At 70.2% G+C, this 19,794-nt stretch carries 17 protein-coding genes and 1 pseudogene; 7 read left to right on the top strand and 11 right to left on the bottom strand.

Annotation, left to right across the window (positions count from 1 at the left end):
- Window positions 1-37: 37 nt before the first annotated feature.
- Complete coding sequence (locus tag ABD927_RS15195; RefSeq protein ID WP_345250718.1) at window positions 38-1,444, top strand: 3-deoxy-D-arabino-heptulosonate 7-phosphate synthase; 1,407 nt, start codon at window positions 38-40, stop codon at window positions 1,442-1,444.
- On the opposite strand, the gene ABD927_RS15200 is transcribed toward ABD927_RS15195, so the two are convergent.
- The 4 genes and pseudogenes from ABD927_RS15200 to ABD927_RS24560 all read right to left on the bottom strand — a co-directional run.
- Window positions 1,439-2,347 carry a hypothetical protein gene (locus ABD927_RS15200; RefSeq protein WP_345250681.1) on the bottom strand — a complete coding sequence of 303 codons (909 nt, stop codon included), beginning with the start codon at window positions 2,345-2,347 and terminating at the stop codon, window positions 1,439-1,441. The genes ABD927_RS15195 and ABD927_RS15200 overlap by 6 nt on opposite strands.
- Window positions 2,344-3,477 (bottom strand): GNAT family N-acetyltransferase, encoded by a 1,134-nt coding sequence (locus ABD927_RS15205; RefSeq protein WP_345250682.1) that lies wholly within the window; start codon window positions 3,475-3,477, stop codon window positions 2,344-2,346. Before ABD927_RS15205 ends, ABD927_RS15200 begins: the two co-directional genes overlap by 4 nt.
- Window positions 3,477-4,853, bottom strand: a complete 1,377-nt coding sequence (locus tag ABD927_RS15210) for an aspartate aminotransferase family protein (protein ID WP_345250683.1) — start codon at window positions 4,851-4,853, stop codon at window positions 3,477-3,479. Before ABD927_RS15210 ends, ABD927_RS15205 begins: the two co-directional genes overlap by 1 nt.
- A 430-nt stretch (window positions 4,854-5,283) precedes the next feature.
- Window positions 5,284-5,352 (bottom strand): annotated as a pseudogene (locus ABD927_RS24560) (hypothetical protein); the annotation flags it as partial.
- Window positions 5,353-5,505: 153 nt separating this feature from the next.
- Here ABD927_RS24560 and ABD927_RS15215 point away from each other — a divergent pair.
- Complete coding sequence (locus tag ABD927_RS15215) at window positions 5,506-6,000, top strand: arsenate reductase ArsC (protein ID WP_345250684.1); 495 nt, start codon at window positions 5,506-5,508, stop codon at window positions 5,998-6,000.
- Window positions 6,001-6,027: 27 nt separating this feature from the next.
- Here the strand turns inward: ABD927_RS15215 and ligD are convergent, their stop codons facing one another.
- Window positions 6,028-7,548, bottom strand: a complete 1,521-nt coding sequence (gene ligD, locus ABD927_RS15220; RefSeq protein WP_345250685.1) for a non-homologous end-joining DNA ligase — start codon at window positions 7,546-7,548, stop codon at window positions 6,028-6,030.
- A 224-nt stretch (window positions 7,549-7,772) separates the two neighbouring features.
- Between ligD and ABD927_RS15225 the strand changes: the two genes are divergently transcribed.
- Window positions 7,773-8,621, top strand: coding sequence for an NADPH-dependent oxidoreductase (locus ABD927_RS15225; RefSeq protein WP_345250686.1), 849 nt, complete (start codon window positions 7,773-7,775; stop codon window positions 8,619-8,621).
- A gap of 176 nt (window positions 8,622-8,797) precedes the next feature.
- Here ABD927_RS15225 and ABD927_RS15230 read toward each other — a convergent pair whose 3' ends face one another.
- The 3 genes from ABD927_RS15230 to ABD927_RS15240 are packed head-to-tail and all read right to left on the bottom strand — an operon-like array spanning window position 8,798 to window position 10,884.
- Complete coding sequence (locus ABD927_RS15230) at window positions 8,798-9,655, bottom strand: MaoC/PaaZ C-terminal domain-containing protein (RefSeq protein ID WP_345250687.1); 858 nt, start codon at window positions 9,653-9,655, stop codon at window positions 8,798-8,800.
- The gene (locus ABD927_RS15235) at window positions 9,631-9,864 is read right to left on the bottom strand and encodes a hypothetical protein (RefSeq protein ID WP_345250688.1); all 234 of its coding nucleotides are present in this window, start codon (window positions 9,862-9,864) and stop codon (window positions 9,631-9,633) included. The genes ABD927_RS15230 and ABD927_RS15235 overlap by 25 nt, the downstream gene beginning before the upstream one ends.
- A gap of 15 nt (window positions 9,865-9,879) precedes the next feature.
- On the bottom strand, window positions 9,880-10,884 hold the full coding sequence (locus ABD927_RS15240) for a tripartite tricarboxylate transporter substrate binding protein (protein ID WP_345250689.1): 1,005 nt from the start codon (window positions 10,882-10,884) through the stop codon (window positions 9,880-9,882).
- Window positions 10,885-11,144: 260 nt separating this feature from the next.
- On the opposite strand from ABD927_RS15240, the gene ABD927_RS15245 reads away from it, so the two are divergent.
- The 3 genes from ABD927_RS15245 to ABD927_RS15255 all read left to right on the top strand — a co-directional run bounded on the left by ABD927_RS15245 (window position 11,145) and on the right by ABD927_RS15255 (window position 14,322).
- Window positions 11,145-12,116, top strand: a complete 972-nt coding sequence (locus tag ABD927_RS15245) for a Bug family tripartite tricarboxylate transporter substrate binding protein (protein WP_345250690.1) — start codon at window positions 11,145-11,147, stop codon at window positions 12,114-12,116.
- 5 nt (window positions 12,117-12,121) lie between these two features.
- Entirely contained in the window at window positions 12,122-13,264 is a 1,143-nt protein-coding gene (locus tag ABD927_RS15250) for a CaiB/BaiF CoA transferase family protein (RefSeq protein WP_345250691.1), read from the top strand.
- Window positions 13,265-13,335: 71 nt separating this feature from the next.
- Entirely contained in the window at window positions 13,336-14,322 is a 987-nt protein-coding gene (locus ABD927_RS15255) for a Bug family tripartite tricarboxylate transporter substrate binding protein (RefSeq protein ID WP_345250692.1), read from the top strand.
- 77 nt (window positions 14,323-14,399) lie between these two features.
- On the opposite strand, the gene ABD927_RS15260 is transcribed toward ABD927_RS15255, so the two are convergent.
- The 3 genes from ABD927_RS15260 to ABD927_RS15270 are packed head-to-tail and all read right to left on the bottom strand — an operon-like array spanning window position 14,400 to window position 18,256.
- Window positions 14,400-15,779 carry an MmgE/PrpD family protein gene (locus ABD927_RS15260; RefSeq protein ID WP_345250693.1) on the bottom strand — a complete coding sequence of 460 codons (1,380 nt, stop codon included), beginning with the start codon at window positions 15,777-15,779 and terminating at the stop codon, window positions 14,400-14,402.
- Entirely contained in the window at window positions 15,776-17,164 is a 1,389-nt protein-coding gene (locus ABD927_RS15265) for an MmgE/PrpD family protein (protein ID WP_345250694.1), read from the bottom strand. Before ABD927_RS15265 ends, ABD927_RS15260 begins: the two co-directional genes overlap by 4 nt.
- 51 nt (window positions 17,165-17,215) lie before the next feature.
- On the bottom strand, window positions 17,216-18,256 hold the full coding sequence (locus ABD927_RS15270; RefSeq protein ID WP_345250695.1) for a tripartite tricarboxylate transporter substrate binding protein: 1,041 nt from the start codon (window positions 18,254-18,256) through the stop codon (window positions 17,216-17,218).
- Window positions 18,257-18,515: 259 nt separating this feature from the next.
- Between ABD927_RS15270 and ABD927_RS15275 the strand changes: the two genes are divergently transcribed.
- Window positions 18,516-19,793, top strand: a complete 1,278-nt coding sequence (locus ABD927_RS15275; protein WP_345250696.1) for a CaiB/BaiF CoA transferase family protein — start codon at window positions 18,516-18,518, stop codon at window positions 19,791-19,793.
- Window position 19,794: the final 1 nt, after the last annotated feature.

Below are 19,794 nucleotides of genomic sequence, written 5' to 3' on the forward strand. Positions count from 1 at the left end.
CAGCAGGGCTTTGCCCCCCGATCCTTTGCTCGGCAAGATGCTGCGCACGGTCCCCCGTCGCTATCGCCTGCCGCCCATCGACTTCGCGTCTTTCCCGGTGCGAGACGCCAGCCCGTCGACGGCGCTCGCGATTACGATCGAACGGGCCCGCGAGGCGCTGGCCCGCGGCCACGTACCGGATGCGGCACTGAAGCATGTTTTCGTCGAAGCGCTCGCGCGTCTGATTCACGACGCCATGCGCCCGAAGTCGGGCGATCCTGTTTTTCAGGCCATGGTGCTTCGGCATCGGATGTCGCAGGTCCGCCAGTACGCGTCGCTGGCCGCTCATGCCGAACAGGATCGCCGCCTCGTCCGCGCGGCCGTCAATGCGGTTGCCCATCCCGCCAGGCAGCGGCGCATCCTGCCAGGCCCGCAGCGCGAGGCGCTTGCCCGGCTGCACGCGTTCGCTGCCTCAGAATCCTGGCCGGCGCTTTACGCTGCCGTGCAGCGTCTTCTCGCCATGCCGGAAATCGCCGCCGAAGCGCCATTCGAGCGCGGCTTGATGCGGTTGCTGGACCATCCTGCGTTGGAGCGCCTGCGGCATCTCCAGGCCTTGGCGCAGGACGCGGCCGTGCGCCAATACCTGTCTTTGTGCGAACGGTATGGTCCCCGTTCCGGCACCGCCATGGCCGCCGCACAAGGCGCCGCCTCGCAGCGGCGTGGCGCCGCCGTCGAAGCGTTGGCCATGCAGGGGCTCGAGGTACTGGCGCGGCGGCTCGAGGCGCAGGAGGCTGCGGCGCCATACCGGGTCGTCACTTCGATGCGCGTGCCGGCGTCGATCGCCGCCAGCCGCGAGCGCGCCAAAGGCGAGTGGGACGCGGTCCTGCTAAGGCATGCCGGCACGGTCGATCGAACAACCGTCTGGGACGTTTGCCTGCTCGTAGAAGCCAAGGCCTCAGTGGACGCCGCCAGCACCGACCTCCCGCGTCTGTTGCGCGGACTGCGCTTGCTCGCGCACGCCGAAGACAACGTCGTCTATCCATTCGCGACCAGGCAAGGGACCGTGCACCTGCGCGGCGCTTGCCTGCGCGCGCTGACGACCGACGAAGCCGGTCTCGCAAGAACGGTTCTCTATTGCTGCGATGCGCCTGCCGAAGCAAGTCCGCGTCTGCTCGGCGCAGCCAGCCGGATGCAGCTCTTGTCCGCGCAGGCCAGCCTGGAATTCGCCGCCATCCTGGCGGAGAAGCAGGATGCGGATCCGCAAAGCCTGGTGCCTGTCTGGTACCGGTTATCGGAATCGCCCGGGTGGCGCGGCGTGCTTCACCAGTACCCGATGCTGCGCCGGGTACGTGAGTTGATGGTCCATGCCGACGACCTGCTGGCTGCGGGCAATGGCGCAGATGATCCAGGCAGCGCCGGACAGGACATAAACGCTGCGCACGGCCTGGCGCGGCCGCCATCATGACGCCCCATCCAGCGCCCGCAACAAGCGCAGATTGAGCGCCGCCTGCTGCGCTTGCCAGGCCGGCAGTTCGGCATCGGAGCGCCCGGTGTCCTGCCCGTCGGCCGCGCTCAGCCAACGCTTCCACGCCGTGCGGTAGCGCCAGACCGAAACCTCGCCGGTCACGTCGCTGCCGGCCAGGTTGCCGCGCAGCGCCGCGGCGACCGCTTCGGCGTGCTCCGCCCGCAGCACCCCCTGGTCCCAGTTGGTATGCGCCACGTCCGGGGCGAACGCATCCTTGTCGATGCTGAGATAGGTTGCGTGCGGCGCGGCTGCGAGCGTGTCGCACAGCGCGCGCACCAGCGCGTCGCCGTCCTCGAAGTTGCGGAAGGCGCGGCCGAGGCCGAACCAGCCCGCCCAGCGCGTATCCACGCCCACGCTCCAGTACGTAAGCCTGCCGGCGCGCAGCGCGCCCAGGTGATGTTCCCAGGCATGGCCGGCGCCGATGTCGCCCGACGTGATCCCGGCCACGTGCACGTGCGCGACCTGCGGCAGCATCGCCACGCGCCGCACCCAGGAGCCGCAGTGCACGCCCCACGGAAAGCGCATGTTGTCGGGGTGGTTGTCGAGCACGACCACGCGCAGCGGCTTGTCGGCCGTATGGCCGCGCGCCGCGATGCAGCGTTCGATCAGCGGCCAGCTGAGGTGATGAAAATCGCCGCTGCCCATGAACACGGTGCCGTGCTCGGCGAAGGGCGGCATGTGCGCCTGCAGCCCGGCCGCGCAGCCGCGCAGCCGGGCCAGGCCGCAGCCGAAGCGGACCGCTTCGCGCCACGAGGGCGGCAGCACGACGCGGCGCTCGCCCGGCAGCGGGCCGACGGCGCCGTCGGTATCGAGCACGACAGGCGGCCGGGCGCAGGCGTTCATGCCCGCGCCTTCCGCTCGTCCCGCCACTGCCGGTCGCTTTCGAAGCGTCCGGCGAAGCGCCGCGCCAGCGCGCGCAGCACCGGATTGCGCACGTACACGGCATGCCGCGTGAACGTGAACCGGGCGCCCAGCTGCGCCTTGATCTCGGGATCGGTCCAGCCCGCGATGTAGTGCGTCAGGCCGCGCTCCAGCGCGTATTCGAGGTTGATCATCCAGCTTATGAAGTACAGGCTCAATTCGCGGGAGGCAGGATAGGAGAGGCCGATGTATTTGTCCACCAGCCGCCCGTCGTGCTCGAAACACAGGTTCCAGCCTATCAGCGCGTTGTCAGCGGCGCGGCGGTATTCGAACACGATGCCGCCGGCCGCGGCGTCGCGCAGCACGGCGGCGAAGAAGGGACGGGTGAGGCGGTCGAAATGTACTTCGCTTTGCGCGTACACGCCCTCGTAGAGCGCGTAGTAGGCTTCGACGACCGCGTCGTCGGCAAAGCCGGTGCCGGTGGGGATCCGGCGCACCGTCAGCGCCGCGCGGTGCTTGAGCTTGCGCCGCAGGTATTTGCGCCAGTCCGCCGACAGCCGGGCGATGTATTCGTCGATGCCGGCGAAATCGATCGGCACGTAGGCCAGCGCCTGGCCTTCCACCAGCACGAAGCCGCGCCGCGCGCAGGCCTCGGCCAGCGCGTCGGCGAAGGCGTTGTCGGCGGCGGGCAGCAGCGGCGACTGCCTGGGCAGATCCTTGATTATCGTCAGCGCGAAGCCGCGGCTGGCCCAGGCGCGCACGGCATCGGCCAGCGCCCCGGCATCGGCCGAAGCCCGGGGGTCGACCGGCATGCCGGCACCGGCCTGCGCGCCGGCATGGCCGCGGAGCGCCAGCGGCGCATATTCGCTCACCGTGGTGCCGACGAAAGCCGTGCGGATGCGCAGCCAGCGCGACCAGCGCGCGAAGCCGGGCAGCCTGGCCGCGCGCGCCTTGAGCGCGTCATCGGCCGTGGTCAGCAGGTCGAACGGCGCGGCAAACCCGGGCGCCGGCAGCTCGGCCAGCGGCACGAACCCTTCGGGCGGATGCGCGGCGAAATGGTCGAACAGCGCAGCCGGCTCGAGCTGGTTGCGCCACCGCATTGGATTCGGCATCAGTCCCGCTTGGCGCGCGAAATCAGCTGGTCCAGCAGCGCCATCGCCTCGTCGATCTCGCCGCGCGTGATCATCAGCGACGGCGCGAAGGTGATGACGTTCTTGTAATAGCCGCCCACGTCCAGCACCAGCCCGCGCCTGCCGCCCCGGTATTCCAGCGTGCCTTCCAGCCCGATGTCGACCATCTTGTCGAGCAGCGCCTTGTTGGGCGTGAAGCCGTCGCCGGTGCAGATCTCCGCGCGCAGCGCCAGTCCCAGGCCGTCGACGTCGCCGATTTCCTTGTGGCGCTTCTGCAGATCCTTCAGGCCTTCCAGGAAGTAGGCGCCCGATTCCCGCACCTGGCGGCCGAAGTCCAGCTCGTGCGTCATCCTCATCACTTCCAGCCCCAGGGCCGTGCCCAGCGGGTTGGAGGCGAAGGTGGAGTGCGTGGAGCCGGGCGGGAACACCGTCGGGTTGATCAGTTCCTCGCGCGCCCACAGCCCCGACAGCGCGTTCAGCCCGTTGGTGAGCGCCTTGGCGAACACCAGCACGTCGGGCGCGACGCCGAAGTTCTCGACCGACCACAGCGTGCCGGTGCGCCAGAAACCCATCTGGATCTCGTCCACCACCAGCAGCACGCCGTGCTCGTCGAGCACCTTCTTGAGCCCCTTGAAGAAATTGGCCGGCGGCACCACGTAGCCGCCGGTGCCCTGGATCGGCTCCACGTAGAAGGCGGCGTATTCGCACTGGTTGGTCTTCGGATCCCAGATGGCGTGGTATTCGTTCTCGAACTTGCGCGCGAAGTCGCGCACGATGGCCTCGGCGTATTCCTCGGCCGTCATGCCCCTGGGGCGGCGGAACGGGTAGGGGAAGGGGATGAACTGCGCGCGATCGCCGAAGTGGCCGAAGCGGCGGCGGTAGCGGTAGCTGGAGGTGATGCTGGAGGCGCCCAGCGTGCGGCCATGGTAGCCGCCCTCGAAGGCGAACATCAGGCTCTTGCCGTTGCTGGCGTTGCGCACGACCTTGAGCGAATCCTCGATCGCCTGCGCGCCGCCCACGTTGAAGTGCACGCGGCCGGCATGGCCCCATTTCTTCTCGGCGTCCTGGGCGATGAAGCGGGCCAGCTCGATCTTGGTCGGGTGCAGGTACTGGCTGGCCACCTGCGGCAGCGTCTGCAGCTGCCGGATCATCACCTCTTCCAGCCGCTTGTTCTTGTAGCCGAAGTTGACGGCCGAATACCACATCTGCAGGTCCAGGTACGGCGTGCCCGCGTCGTCGTACATATAGCTGCCTTCGCAGCCGGTGAAGATCTTGGGCGGGTTGACGTAGTGGACGGTATCGCCGAACGAGCAGTACCGGGCTTCGTCGGCCAGCAGGCTGGCGGTGTCGAGAGGCATGGAAGCGGATCTCCGGAAGTTCAGGGCCGGGAGTCTGCGCCGCCAAGGTGGAACGACTGTCGAGGAATTGTGTACGGAGTGTGGAAGCCGCAATGGGATCAGGGCACGGCGCGGTGCTTCCGCTTGCGGCCGCTTGCTCGATGGCTGCGATGACACGGTGCAGCGCCACCGCGTCGTCGAAGTCCGGCGCGGTGCGGGTGCCCGTCCGGAGATCCTGTGCCATGCTGGCGTAAACGCGGGCGACGTTGCCCGCTTCCACGTCCTCCGGCCAGCCGGCGCGGAGGGTGGCGGGCACCGCCAGCGGCCGGAATGCCGTTTCCTTGCCGCGCATGCCTTGCAGGGAAAGCGGCACCATCTGGGCGTGGCCGGACGGGCCCGAGATCCGGATGTCTCCTTCGGTGCCGTTGATTTCCCACAACAGGCCGTTGCCGTCGCGCGCGGCGCCGCCGCGATAACGGATGGAGACGGGCGCCCCGCCGGCCAGCAATCCGCTGACCATCGCCGAAACCACAGCGCAGACATCGCACGGAAAGCATTGCCGGTTACAACGACGCCGGCAGCACGGCCACCCACCCCGTCCGCCTGCCGGACGGGGCCGGCCGCGTGCTGGCCGTCACCATCCCGAACTCTGCCTACACATTGCTGAGGATTTATGGAAAACAGGGTCTACAACGTATTGTTCGTTTGTACGGGCAACTCGGCGCGCTCGATCCTTGCTGAAGGTTTGCTGAACGCATTGGGCAAGGGCCGCTTCCGCGCCTATTCGGCGGGCAGCCATCCCAAGGGCGAGGTTCATCCCTACACGCTGGCCACGCTGCAACGCCAGGGCTTGCCCAGCGACGGCTTGCGCAGCAAGAGCTGGGACGAGTTCGTCCAACCCGACGCGCCGCGGCTCGATTTCGTCTTCACCGTCTGCGACCAGGCGGCGCGCGAAGCCTGCCCCGCATGGCCGGGCCAGCCCTTGTCGGCCCATTGGGGCGTGCCCGACCCGGTGGCAGCGGAAGGAACGGAGGAAGTCCGGCGCAAGGCGTTCCAGGACGCCGCGGTGATCCTGAAGCGGCGCATCGAGCTGTTCCTGTCGCTGCCGATCCAGAAGCTGAGCGCCACGCCGCTGCAGGAAGAACTGCAAGGAATCGGCAGGCAATAATAGATAAACCGAGGCGCCGGCGCGGTTTCACGCCCCCGGCTTGAAGCCCAGCGCCTTCATCGCCGGGGCCAGGCCTTTCGCCGCGCGGTCGTAGCCGTTCCACGGCTCGTTGCCGCGATCCAGCCGTTCGTGGATGTTGCCCAGGTGCCAGTGGGCGCCGCCGCTCAGGTGCGGCACCTCGTCCCACGCCACCGGCACCGATACGCCCAGCCCCGGCCGGGCCCGCGCCGACCAGGCGCTCACGGTGGTGGCGCCGAAGCCGTTGCGCAGATAGTCGATGAAGATGCGTCCGACCCGGTTGCTCGGCCCGCTCTTGGCCACGAACAACTGGGGCAGGGTGGCGGCCAGGTGGCGCACGATCGCCTGCGAAAAGCCCTTCACGTCGTCCCACCCGTAGCCTTTGCGCAGCGGAACGACCACGTGCAGGCCCTTGCCGCCGCTGGTCTTGCAGAACGGCGCCAGGCCGAGTTCGCCGAGCAGCACGCGCACCAGTTCCACCGCCTGCAGCATCATCGGCCACTGGACGCCTTCGCCGGGATCGAGGTCGAAGGTCATGCGGTCCGGCTTGTCGATGGTCGTCTTGACGGCGTTCCAGGTGTGGAACTCGATCACGTTGAGCTGGGCGCAGGCCAGCAGCCCCGGCGGCCCGACCACCTCCAGCAGGGACTCGTGCCCCGGCCACAGCGCCGCGTCGAGTTCGCGCAGGCCGTCGATGTGGTCGGCCTCCATGTGCTTCTGGAAGAAATGCTGGCCGCGCACGCCCTGCGGCGCGCGGACGATCGATACCGGACGGCCTTTCAGGTGGGGCATCATCAACGGCGCCATCAGGCCGTAGAAGCGTATGAGCTCGATCTTGCGCACGCCGGAAGCGGGGTCCACGACCCGCTCGGCATGGGTGACGCGCATCGTCGACGCCTGGGGCCGGCCCTGGGCGGCCTTGCGCGCGCGCGGGGCGGCGCCGGCCGCCGCCTGTTCCATTTCCTCCGTGCGTGGCGGCATGGGAAGCGCGGCGACGGAGTCGGGGAACTGGTCGACGACGCTGAACTCCACCGAAGGCCGGGCCAGTTCGTCCTTTTCCTTCATCAGCAGCCAGGTGTCCTGCTTTTCCTCCCGGCCATGCATGCGTACCAGCGTCCAGCGGCCGTGGAGCTTGTAGCCGTGCAGCCGGAACTTCAGCCGCCCGGCGCGATAGCCCTTGGCCGGGTCGCCTTCCGGCTCCCAGATGCCCTTGTCCCAGATGATCACGCGGCCGGCGCCGTACTGCTTCGGCGGGATCGTGCCTTCGAAGCTGTTGTAGGAAATCGGGTGGTCTTCGACGTGCACCGCCATGCGCTTGTCGGCCGGGTCGTAGCTGGGGCCCTTGGGGACCGCCCAGCTTTTCATCGCGCCGCGCAGTTCCAGGCGGAAGTCGTAGTGCAGGCGCGAGGCCCAGTGCTTCTGGACGACGAAGCGCAGGCCTTGCGCCGCCGGTTCCTCCCCGCCGCGCGGTTCGGGGGTGACGTCGAAATTGCGTTTTTGCTCGTAGCGTTGGAGAGAGGTGCGTGCCATGGCGACGGATTGGGCCGAATCCGGGATCTTGCCGGATGGGCAGCAAATATCGCGCCACGGCTGTGTCCAATCGTTTCCCGGCCGCCGCGGGCGTGCTCCACCCGGCGTGTCGGCGCCGGGCATGCGCTCATGCGGAGCAACGACAATCGCTTCCGACCATGCGGCCGCATTGCTCTTTGCCGCACTGCGCCTTATTTTTCCAGTTCGTCCACAGGAATCCAGCCATGTCCACTTCTGCCTTGCCCCGCGAGTCCGCCGCCGCCGCGATTGCCCGGCTGACCGAACGCTATCGCGTGCCCGACCCGCAGCCGCCCGCCGAATGGAACGCCACGCTCGACAGGCTGCTGGCCCATCGCTCGGTCAGGGCCTACCTGCCCGATCCGCTGCCGGCCGGCACGGTGGAACTGCTGGTGGCGGCCGCGCAATCGGCCTCGTCGTCGTCCAATCTCCAGGCCTGGAGCGTGGTGGCCGTGGAAGACCCGGAACGCAAGGCGCGCCTGGCCGTGCTCGCCGGCAACCAGAAGCACATCGTCCAGGCGCCGCTGCTGCTGGTGTGGCTGGTGGACCTGCACCGGCTCGATGGCGTCGGGCAGGCCCGTTCGATTCCCACCGCCGGGCTGAAGTATCTCGAAGGCTTCGTGCTTGGCGTGGTCGACGCCGCGCTGGCCGCGCAGAACGCGGTGGTCGCGCTGGAATCGCTGGGCCTGGGCTCGGTCTACATCGGCGGCATGCGCAACAAGCCGGCCGAGGTCGCGGCCGAGCTCGGCCTGCCGCCGCACGTCTTCGCGTTGTTCGGGCTGGTCGTCGGCCGTCCGGACCCGGCGAAGCCGGCCTCGGTCAAGCCACGCCTGCCCCAGGAGGCCGTGCTGTTTCGCGAGCAATATGGCGCCGCCGGCACGGCCGAGGCGATCGCCGCCTACGATGAGCGCCTGCGCGAATTCCAGCGCGAGCAGGGCATGCCGGAGCGCGGCTGGACGCAGCAGGCCGCGCACCGGGTGCGCGGTCCCGAAGCGCTGAACGGCCGCGACGTGCTGCACGGCGTGCTGCGGTCGTTGGGCTTCGGCCTGGAGTAGGCGGCCCCGCAGGCGTCGTTCGGCGGCCCGAGGCCGTGGCCGCCACCGGATGCGCCGGACGCGTCGGCCGGGGACGGCGCATCGGCCGCGCGCCTGAGCGGCGGCGAGACGGGCTCCGACGACGTCGGCCGGATCTACAGGCAGCCCGGCTCGGGAATAGGGCAGGGCGCCCTGCATCAACGGACCTCGGCCACGCCGTTGTTCAGCACCACCACCTCGCGCGCCGGCACGCTGCTGCGGAACAGCACGCGGCCGTCCTCGCGCCACATTTCGGTCAGGATGGTTTCGCCGGGGAACACCGGCGCGGAAAAGCGCACGTCCATCGCCGCTAGCCTGGCGGGATCGTAGTCGCACAGCGTGCGCAGCAGCGCGTGGCCGGCCACGCCGAAGGTGCACAGCCCGTGCAGGATGGGGCCGGGAAAGCCGGCGGCGCGGCCGGTGGCGGGGTCGGCGTGCAGGCGGTTCATGTCGCCGCTCAGCCGGTAGATCAGCGCCTGCTGGGGCAGGGTCCGCAGTTCGCAGGCGGCATCCGGCTCGCGGTCGGGAATCGCGGGTATCGGCTTGGCCGGGCCCGATGGGCCGCCGAAGCCGCCGTCGGCGCGGCAGAAGCTGGTCGCGGTGGCGGTGAAGATCAGATCGCCGCTGGCGCGGTCGTGGACCTTGCGCTCGGAATACACCAGCGCCCCCTTGTCCTTGCCCTTGTCGACGATGCGGGTCACCGCCGAGCTGCCGATCAGTTCGCCCGCGGGCGGGATGGGCTTGTGGATCCGGATGCCTTGTTCGCCGTGGAGCTGCCGCACGCGGTCGATGCCTGCCTTGGCGCCTTCCAGCCAGGCGTGCGGATAGGCCAGCACCGCCGCCATGGTGGGCAGCGCCTTGAGTTCCTTCTCGTAGACGAAGGCGAGCTGCCGCTCGTCGAGCGGGTCCTCGCCCAGCCCCACGCCCAGCGCGTAGAGCATGGTGTCCTTGGGCCCGTAGCGGTGGACCAGGCCTTCGACCTTGAAGTCGATCAGCTTGTCGTAGTCGAGCGGCATGGCTGATCCGGTTGCGCGTAGCGTTGCGACAGGGCGTCCCGCCGGCGGGCGCCCATGCGGTCGAATGCCTGCTGGGGCTCGAGCTCGGTGCGTGCCGTGGCGTGGCGGCCGGCCTGCCGCGTTGCGGCCAGCAGCTCGTCGAACACCGCCATGCCGGCGCCCGCGAGCAGCCGGCGCAGCCGCCCGGGGCCGTCGAACGCTTCCGTCATGATTGCTCCTTGTCTTTATTCGGGGGTGACGCCGGCGACGCCGACGATGCGCGCGTAGTGCTTGATCTCGGCGGCGATGTAGCGCTGGAAGTCGTCGGGCTTGCTGGCCACGGCTTCCTCGCCGTGGTCGGCCAGCTGGCGCCTGACCCCGGGGCGCGCCAGCGTGGCCGCGATCGCCGCGTTGAGCCGGCCGATGACGGGACGCGGCGTGCCGGCCGGCGCCGCGATGCCGTACCAACCGCCGATGTCGAATCCGGGCAGGCCGGCCTCGGCCACCGTGGGCACGTCGGGGAAGGCCGGCGAGCGCGTGGCCCCGCTCACGGCCAGCGGCCGGACCTTGCCGGCCCGCACCTGCGGCACCGCGCCCGAGACGCTGGAAAAGTAGAACAGCACCTCGCCGCGCACCACATCGACCAGCGCCGGCGCTCCGCCCCGGTAGGGGATGTGGGTGAGCTGGAGTCCGGCCATGTTGGCGAACAGCGCGCCGGCCAGGTGCGGCGGGCTGCCCTTGCCGGACGAGGCGTAGTTGAGCTGGCCCGGGCGGGCGCGGCACTGGGCGATCAGCTCGCCCAGGGTATGCAGCGGGCTGGCTGCGGAAACGACCATCACATAGCCAGTGCGGGTGAGCTGGGAGACGCCGGCGAAGTCGTTCACCGGGTCGTAGGCCAGCTTGGCGTACATGGAGGCGCTGGTGGCGTGGGTGACCGACATCATCAGGAGCGTGTAGCCGTCGGGCGCGGCCTTGGCCACCATCTCGGTGCCCAGCGTGCCGCCGGCGCCGGGGCGATTGTCGATGATCACCGGCTGCCCGAGCTCGCTGCCCAGGTTCTGCGACACGATGCGCGCGATCACGTCGTTGGCACCGCCGGGAGCGAAGGGCACCACCAGGGTCAGCGGCCGGTCGGGAAAGGCGGCGTGGGCGGCGGAGCCGGCGGCCAGCAGCAGGGCCGCCGCCACGCGCCCGGGCCGCACGGCCGGCAAGGCGCCGCGGCCGGCGCTGGAATGGGATCTCGGATGCACGGCGTCTTCTCCTGCTCGTCTTAGCGATGGCGGGGCAGGGAAGTATAGGAAGCGTGCGCGGCGCCGTCGGCGGGCGTATTCCAAGGGCCGGAATGCGGTTCCGCGCCTCGGCGGCGCGGTCTGGCGAATTCCAGCGTGCGGAATTGGGCCGTCCAACCCGCGCGCGCTTGTTCCTATCATGGACCGCTCGCCGCCATGGCGCCGCCCGCGAGCGCCGGCGGCGGGCCGACCGCGGCAGGACGACAAGAGGAGACGAACAATTGAGAACACTGAAGATCGCGATCGCCGGCTTGCTGCTCGGCGCCGTGGCCGTCTGCGCCGGTTCCGCGTGGGCCGGCGAGAAATGGCCCGCCAAGCCGGTGCGCGTCATCGTGCCCTATCCCCCGGGCGGCGCCGCCGACACGCTGGCGCGCTTGATGGCGCGCCAGTTGCAGGAGCAGTACAAGCAGGCCTTCGTCATCGAGAACCGGGGCGGCGCGGGCGGCATGATCGGCTCGCAGATGGCCTTGCACGCCGAGCCCGACGGCTACCTGCTGATCGTCTCGAGCGTGGGTTCGCACGTGGGCGGCCCGGCGCTGCAGCCCAATGTGTACGACCCGATGAAGGACTTCACCCACATCGCCATGCTGGGCGGTCCGCCCACCGCGCTGGTGGTCAATCCGGCCCAGCCCATCAAGAGCCTGCCGGACTTCATGGCCTATGCCAGGAAGATGCCGGACGGCCTGAGCTGGGGCTCGTCCGGCCAGGGCACGCACGGTTCGCTGATCGGCCAGGCGCTGCAGAAGATCACCGGCCTGCCGATGGTGGAGATCCGCTACAAGGGCGGCGCCGAATCGCTCGCAGACGTGGTGGGCAACCAGGTCCCGGTGGCCTTCCTCACGCTGTCCACGGGCGCTTCCAACATCCGCGCCGGCAAGCTGCGCGTGCTGGCCGTGACCTCGTCCAAGCGCATTCCGGACTTTCCCGACGTGCCCACCTTTACCGAACTGGGTTACCCGCAGCTCGCCGGCACCGCGTGGTACGCGATCTCGGGGCCGGCCGGCATGCCGCCCGCGCTGGTGGAGCAGATCAACCATGACGTGCGGCAGGCCATGTCCTCCCCCGAGGGCAAGGCCGAGCTGTTGAAGCAGAACATGGAAAGCCAGGATTGGGATGCGGCCACTTTCACCAAATACGTGCAGAGCGAGATCGATCACTGGAGCGGGTATTTCAACAAGCCAGAGGGCAAGTAGCCGATATGGGACCTCTTGCCGGCATCAAGATCGTGGAGCTCGCGGGCATCGGCCCGGGGCCGATGTGCGCCATGCTGCTCGCCGACCTCGGCGCGACGGTGTTGCGCGTGGACCGCCAGCAGGCGATCGAGCAGGGCAATCCGCGGCCGCTCAAATACAACCTGCTGCTGCGCAACCGCAAGGCGATCGCGGTCGACCTGAAACGGCCCGGCGGCGTGGCGCTGGTGCTGCGGCTGGCCGAGCAGGCCGACGCGCTGATCGAGGGCTTCCGGCCCGGCGTGACCGAGTGCCTCGGCCTGGGGCCCGAAGACTGCTGGCGGCGCAATCCTAAGCTGGTCTATGGCCGCATCACCGGCTGGGGCCAGGACGGGCCGCTGGCCACCGTCGCCGCGCACGACCTGAACTACATCTCGCTCACCGGCGCGCTGCACGCCATTGGCCGCGCCGGGCAGCCGCCGACGCCGCCGCTCAACCTGGTCGGCGACTACGGCGGCGGCGCGCTCTATCTCGCGCTGGGCGTGCTGGCCGCCATCCTGGAGGCCCGGCAGAGCGGGCGCGGCCAGGTGGTGGACGCCGCCATCGTGGACGGCGCCGCCTCGCTGATGACTTCGCTGTACGGCCTGTTCGCGGCCGGCATCGCGAGCACCGAGCGCGGCACCAACAACAATGATTCGGGCGCCTATTTCTACGACTGCTACCAGTGCGCCGATGGACTGTGGGTGTCGGTCGCGGCGCTGGAAGGGCGGTTTTTTGCCGAGCTGCTGCGCCGGCTGGAAATCGATCCTGACGCGGTTGGCGTGCAGCGCGACCGCGCCAACTGGCCCAAGGCCCGGGCGCTGTTCGCCGAGCGCTTCCGCACTCGCACGCGCGCCGAATGGTGCGCGCGGTTCGAGGGCGCCGACGCCTGCTTCGCGCCGGTGCTCAGCATGGCCGAGGCGCCGCAGCATCCGCACAACCGCGCGCGCGGCGCTTTCCTGGACGTCGACGGCGTGGTGCAGCCGGCGCCCGCGCCGCGTTTTTCGCGCACGCCTGCGGCCGTGCCCGAGCCGCCGGCGCCGATCACGCCCGGCAACACCGCGGCCGCGCTGCGGGGATGGATCGACGCCGGCGAGGTGGAGGCACTGCGCGCCGCCGGCACGCTCGGATAGCCCGTTGCCGCCGGTCGGCTTCGATGCCGATGCCGACCACGCGAAGAACAAAAGAACAGAGGAGAGCATTCATGGACAAACGCCGTTTCCTGCAGGCGGCCGGCGGCGCCGCGCTGGCTGGCGCCGCCGCCGGCTCCGCGCGGGCCCTGGCCGCAGTCTATCCCGACAAGCCGGTGAAATTCATCATTCCCTTCGCCCCCGGCGGCCCCAGCGACATCCAGGGCCGCATGCTGGCCGACAAGCTCGCGCAGCGCCTTGGCCAGCCCTTCGTTGCCGACAACCGCGCCGGCGCCAACGGCAACATCGGCATGCAGGCGGTAGCGGCCGCGCCGCCCGACGGATACACCATCGTCATCGCCTCGGTGGGCACCTGGGCGGTCAATCCCAGCATCTACAAGAACCCGCCTTTCGACATCACCCGCGATATCGCGCCGGTGGCCTTGCTCACGGCCTCGCCGGCGGTGCTGGTGGTGCATCCCTCGCTGCCGGTGAAGTCGGTCGACGACCTGATCGCGCTGGCCAGGGCCAGGCCGGGGCAGCTGAACTTCGGTTCCTCGGGGGCCGGCTCGATCGGCCACATCTCGGGCGAGATGTTCTGCCAGATGACCGGCGTGAAGATGGTGCACGTGCCGTACAAGAGCGCGGCGCCGGCCAATACCGATCTGATCGGCGGGCAGATCCAGGTGCTGTTCAACACCTCGATCTCGGTGGTGCCCTTCATCAAGTCCGGGCAGATGCGCGCGCTGGCGGTGACCAGCAAGCACCGCATCCGCGCGCTGCCTGAACTGCCCACGCTGGACGAAGCCGGCGTGAAAGGGTTTGAGAACGTCTCGTGGTCCGGCATCGGCACCACCGGCGGCACGCCGCGCGAGATCGTCGCCACGCTCAACAGGCAACTCAACCAGATCATCCGGCTGCCCGACGTGCAGGAGCGGTATCGCAACGAAGGCGCCGACATCACGCTGGGCGGCACGCCCGGGGAATTCGCGGCCTACCTGAAGTCGGAGATCGCGAAGTTCGCGCTGGTGGTGAAGAGCGCCAACATCCAGGCCGCTTGATACGCGCGGGCGGCGGCTGGACGGCGCGGGGCGAAGAGCGCGCCGTTGACCGCCGTGCGTGACCGGACGCGTAGCGCTCAGGCCGGCACGGCTCCGGTCGGGCTATTGGCAGGCCCGAGCCCCGGCAGGCCTGCCACGTGCGGCAGCGTGTCGAGCGCCATCAGCGCGTCGAACAGCGGACCGGCGGGAACGCGGGCGCGGCCCGCGCGCAGGCAGCCTTCGAATTTCTCGCGCAGCTCGCCGGCGCCCAGCGGCCGGTCGGGCCCGCCGCGCACCGAGACCAGCTCGCCGCTGTCGTAGACGCCGGCTCCGGTCGCTACCTGCACGCGGTCGGACAGCGCGTAGCCGGCGCTGTTCTCGCGATCGTCCGGCGTGACCGTCACGCGTTTCATCAGCGCCTGCACGTCGGGCCGCCGCACGAATTCGTCGCTCAATTGTTCCGGACCGGCGCGGCGGCTGATCAGCGCGCTGGCCATGGCGAACTGCATGCTGAACTTGGCTTCCAGCGCATTCTGCGGCGCGGCGTTGCGCAGCATGCCGGCCGCGCGCCGGCTGACCGAAACGGTGACCCGCTCGACCGAAGCGGGATCGAGATCGTGGTCGTGGACCAGGTCGAGCATGCCGTCGAGCGCGCGGTGGGCGCAGAAGCACACCGGGTACTTCTTGATGCTCAGCCGGTCGCGCGTCAGCTTCCAAGGCCGGCCGGCCTCGCAGGCGGCGTCGCGGTCGATGCGGCCGTTCAGCGACACGGCGGTCAGCCAGCCCAGCGGGTGTTCCAGCGCGTCGGGCGAAGCGGTGAAGCCGCGCTGCGCCAGCCGCGCCGCGGCCACGCCGGCATGGGCCGCGCGCCCGGCGTGGAAGGGCTTGGTCATGCTGCCGAAATTGGCGATCAGCCCGGCGCTTTGCGAGGCGCCTATCCCCAGCGCGTGCGCGGCCTGCGCGGCGTCCAGCCCGCGCAGCGCGGCGCAGGCGGCGGCCGCGCCGATGGCGCCGAATACGCCGGTGGGATGCCAGCCCTTCTTGTGTTGCGGATCCTGGTCGCGCCGCACCAGTTCGGCCCACACTTCGTAGCCGGCCGCATAGGCCCGCATCATCTCCCGTCCGGAGGCGCCCAGCGCCTCGGCCTCGGCCAGGATGGCCGGCACCAGCACCGCGCTCGGGTGCGAACGCAGCGCCACGTCGTCGAAATCCAGCGCATGGGCCGCGGTGCCGTTGATCCACGCCGCATCCAGAGCGCCGGCGCGCGACCCGGTGAAGAGCAGGGTGGACTCGCCGCCGGCCGGGGCCAGCATCTCGCGCAGGATGCGCGGCGCGTCCTCGTTGGCGCCGGCCAGCATCACCCCCACGCAGTCGGCGAAGCCGGCGCGGATCACGTCCAGGCCATCGGCAGGCAGGTCGGCCCAGCGCAGGCCGGCAATGAAGGCGCCCAGGTCCAGGGTCAGGGCAACCGCGCTCATCGCACCACCTCGCCGCGCGATTCGGGCGCCCGCAGCGCGCCCAGCACGTCGGCCACGCGCTGGTCGGCCAGCGCGAACACCTCCGCCGCGAAGGCCGAGGCCGGCAGGTCCAGGCCGCCGAAAGCGAAGCAGTCCTCGGCCTTTTCCACCAGTTCGGCGTCGGTCAGCGGATCCTGCGCGTCGCCGCGCGAGGTGTCCACGCGCCGCCGCAGCTGCGCGCCGCCTTTCAGATGGAGGGTCACCTCGGCCCAGCGCGGCAGCATGTCGCCGTCGACCTCGCGCTTGGCGATGCGCGGGTACAGGGCGCGCACCTGCGGCCGCGTCACCTGGTCCGCGTCGAAGCTCGACAGGCGGATGCGCCCGTCCAGCAGCGCGGCGGCCACGCAATACTCCATGCTGAACTTCGCCTCCAGCCCGCTCTTCGGATCGGTGTAGACCAGCGGCTGCAGGCCGCGCTTCTGCGTGACGATCTCCACGCGCTCCACGTCGTCCGGCCCCAGGCCGTGCGCGGCGCGCAGCCCCAGCACGCCGTCCAGAGGCTTGTGCAGCGCGTAGCAGCAGGGATACTTCTTCACGTCGATGCCGATGGCGTCGAAATCCAGGGGGCCGCGGCCCAGCGTGTCGAGCGCGGCGGTCAGGTCCTCGTTGGCGGCGTAGAGTGCCATGTAGCCGTACTTGCCTTCCAGCGCATCGCGCGGCGCATCGAAGCCGCGCTGCGCCAGCAAGGCGGCGCGCAGGGCCACCGAACCCGCCTGGCCGACCTGGAACGATTTGGCCATGGTGCCGAAATTCTGGCGGTTGCCCGCCGTCTGCGCGATCGCCAGCCCCAGGGCGTGCATGGTCTGCACCTCGTCCAGTCCGAGCAGCACCGAGGCCGCCACCGCCGCCCCCAGCGTGCCGATCGAGGCCGTGGAGTGCCATCCCTTGACCACGTGCGGCAGCGCCATCACGGCCGATATCTTGGCCAGCACCTCGAAGCCGGCCACGTAGGCCTGCGCGAAGCGGCGGCCGTCGGCGCCGGTCATCTCCGCCAGCGCCGCCAGCGGCGGCACCAGCACGACGCTTGGATGACCCACCATCGGCGGCAGCATGTCGTCGTAGTCAAGCATGTGGGCGGCGGTCCCGTTGAGCAGGGCGGCCGCTTCCGCCGGCAGCCGCTCGCCCGTGGTCCAGGCCGTGGCGCGGCCGCTGCCCGTCATCTCGGACAGGTAGTCGCGCAGGAAGCGCGGCGCCTGCTCGCCGCGCCCGGCGATGGCCACGGCCACCGTGTCCAGCAGGGCGCGATAGGCGACATGGCGTTGCGCCGGCGACAGCGGGCGTTCGCGAAAGGCCACGGCGAAGGCGGCGATGAGCCGGCTGACGGTGGCGGACTGCTCTGGCTTCATGGATTGACCTCGTCTTTGCCCGCGAACGGCGGGGGGCGCGGGCGGCCGCGCTCAGTCCGCGTGGATGTTTTCCTGCTTGATGACCCTGGACCAGCGGGCGTTTTCGGCGCGGATGTGACGGGCGAACTCCTCGGGCGTGTTGCCCACCGGGATGCTGCCGTCGGAAATCAGCTTCTCGCGCATCTGCGGCGCGTTCACGATGTCGGCCAGTTCGCTCGCCAGCCGGACCACGACGTCGTGCGGCATGCCGGCCGGCCCCAGCACGCCGAACCAGGAGCCGGCCTCGTAGCCGGGCACGCCGGCCTCGGCGATGGTGGGCAGTTCGGGCATCGCCTGCATGCGCGTGATGCTGGTCACCGCCAGCGCGCGCACCCGGCCGCTCTTGACGTGGGGCAGGGTGGCATAGACGTCGGCAAAGGTCACGCTGACCTCGCCGGCCACTACCGCGAGCGCGGCCGGGCCGGTGCCGCGGTAGGGAATGTGCGCCATCTGCGTGCCGGCCATGGCGTTGAACAGCGCGCCCGCCAGGTGGCTGGAGCCGCCCACGCCCGACGACGAATAGTTGAGCTTGCCCGGATTGGCCTTGGCGTAGGCGATCAGCTCCGCCACGGAATGGATGGGCAGCGCCGGGTTGGCAACCAGCACGCAGGGCGTGACGATCACCAGCGAGATCGGCGTGAAGTCGCGCAGCGCGTCGTACGGCAGGCTGCGGTAAAGGCTGGGATTGATGCTGAGCGTGCCGGTGGCGCCCAGCACCAGCGTATAGCCGTCGGGCGCGGCCTTGGCCGCCATCTCCATGCCGAGGATGCCGCCGGCGCCGGTGCGGTTGTCCACCACCACCGTCTGGCCGAGGCTTTCGCTCAGCTTCTGCGCCACCAGGCGCGCGGTGGCGTCGCTGCCGCCGCCGGGGGCGTAGGGCACGATCATGCGGATCGGCCTGCTCGGATAGTCGTCTCCGGCCCGCGCCCATGCCGGCGCGGCGCCGGCCAGCGCCGATGATGCCGAGGCGATCAGGAAACGGCGCCGCGCGCCGTCCCGGCCGGCCGCCTCGATGTGAAGGCCTCTACCGTATTTCGTGCTCGTCTTTCTCATGTCTCCTCCGTCGTCTGGCGCGGGGCACGGCGATTATAGGAGTGGCATACCGCGCTTCCATCGCCCGCATTCCACGCATCGGAATTGCACCACGGCGGGCGCATGCGGCCCACGCCACGTCGTCACGCGCGGGCAATTCCGCTGACTGGAATTGACGTCTACGGCGGGCCGGGCCGCGGGGATATTCTCTTTCGCCATGCGGTTCGACGACGCCGCGCGGACCTCGGCGCGGCGCATTCCACGGAGACATCGGGCAGACATGAGCAGCGAACGAGTGCAGCGCGAAACGAACGCGGCGGCGCGGCCGGCGGCCGGCGGACACGGCCCGCTCGCAGGCATCCGCGTCCTTGACATGACCAGCGTGCAGATGGGGCCGCTGGCCACCACGATACTCGCCGACCTCGGCGCCGACGTGTTGAAGATCGAGTCTCCCGAAGGCGACATCTCGCGCAACAGCCAGCCGTCGCGCACGCGCGGCATGGGCCATTCCTTCCTGGCGATCAATCGCAACAAGCGTTCGGTGGTGCTGGACCTGAAACAGGACGATGGCCGCGACGCGCTGCTGGAACTGTGCCGCACGGCCGATGTGCTGGTGTTCAACGTGCGGCCGCGCGCGATGGCGCGGCTGCGGCTGGGCTACGACGAGGTGGCGGCGGTCAACCCGCGTCTGGTCTACGTGGGCGCGGTGGGCTTCGGCGAGCGCGGCCGCTATGCCGGGCGCCCGGCCTACGACACCGTGCTGCAAGGCATGATCGGCATCCCATGGATGCAGCAGCAGGCCAGCGGCCAGGAGCCGCGCTACGTGCCTTTCTCCTATGTGGACCAGAGCGCCGGCCTGCACCTGGTGATCGGCGTGCTGGCGGCGCTGGCGGCCCGCGCGAACACCGGGCGCGGGCAGCAGGTCGAGGTGCCGATGTTCGAGAACCTGGTGCACGTCCTGCTGGGCGAGCACCTGGCCGGGGCCAGCTTCGATCCGCCCGCCGGGCCGGTGGGCTACCGCCGCCAGATGGCGCGCGACCGCCGCCCGTTCCAGACCAGGGACGGCTACATTTGCCCCTTCATCTACAACGACAAGCAGTGGCGTGCCTTCTTCGCCCTGATCGGCCGGCCCGAGCAATTCGAAGCCGACGCCCGCTTTTCCAGCCACGGCAACCGGGTGAAGAATTTCGAGGCCGTGTTCGCCTTCCTGTCGGAGGTATTCGCCACCCGCACCACCGCCGAATGGACCGAGCTGTTCCGCGAGCACGACCTGCCGGTGGGACCGATGAATTCGCTGCAGGACGTGCTGGGCGATCCGCACCTGCAGGACGTGGGCTACTTCCGCATCACCGAGCATCCCACCGAGGGCAGGCTGCGCACCGCCTGCTATCCCACCACGTTCGCGGATACGCCCGCGACCAGCCTGCGGCCTGCGCCGCGGCTGGGCGAACACACGGTGGAAGCGCTGGCCGAGGCCGGGCTGCCGCGCGAACGCATCGAGGCACTGCTGGCCAGCGGCGCGGCGCGCGAGGCCGCGCCGGCCGCGGCGGCGGAGTAGG

Origin of the sequence: Pigmentiphaga soli (assembly GCF_039541095.1) — a bacterium.
GTDB lineage: Bacteria > Pseudomonadota > Gammaproteobacteria > Burkholderiales > Burkholderiaceae_B > Pigmentiphaga > Pigmentiphaga soli.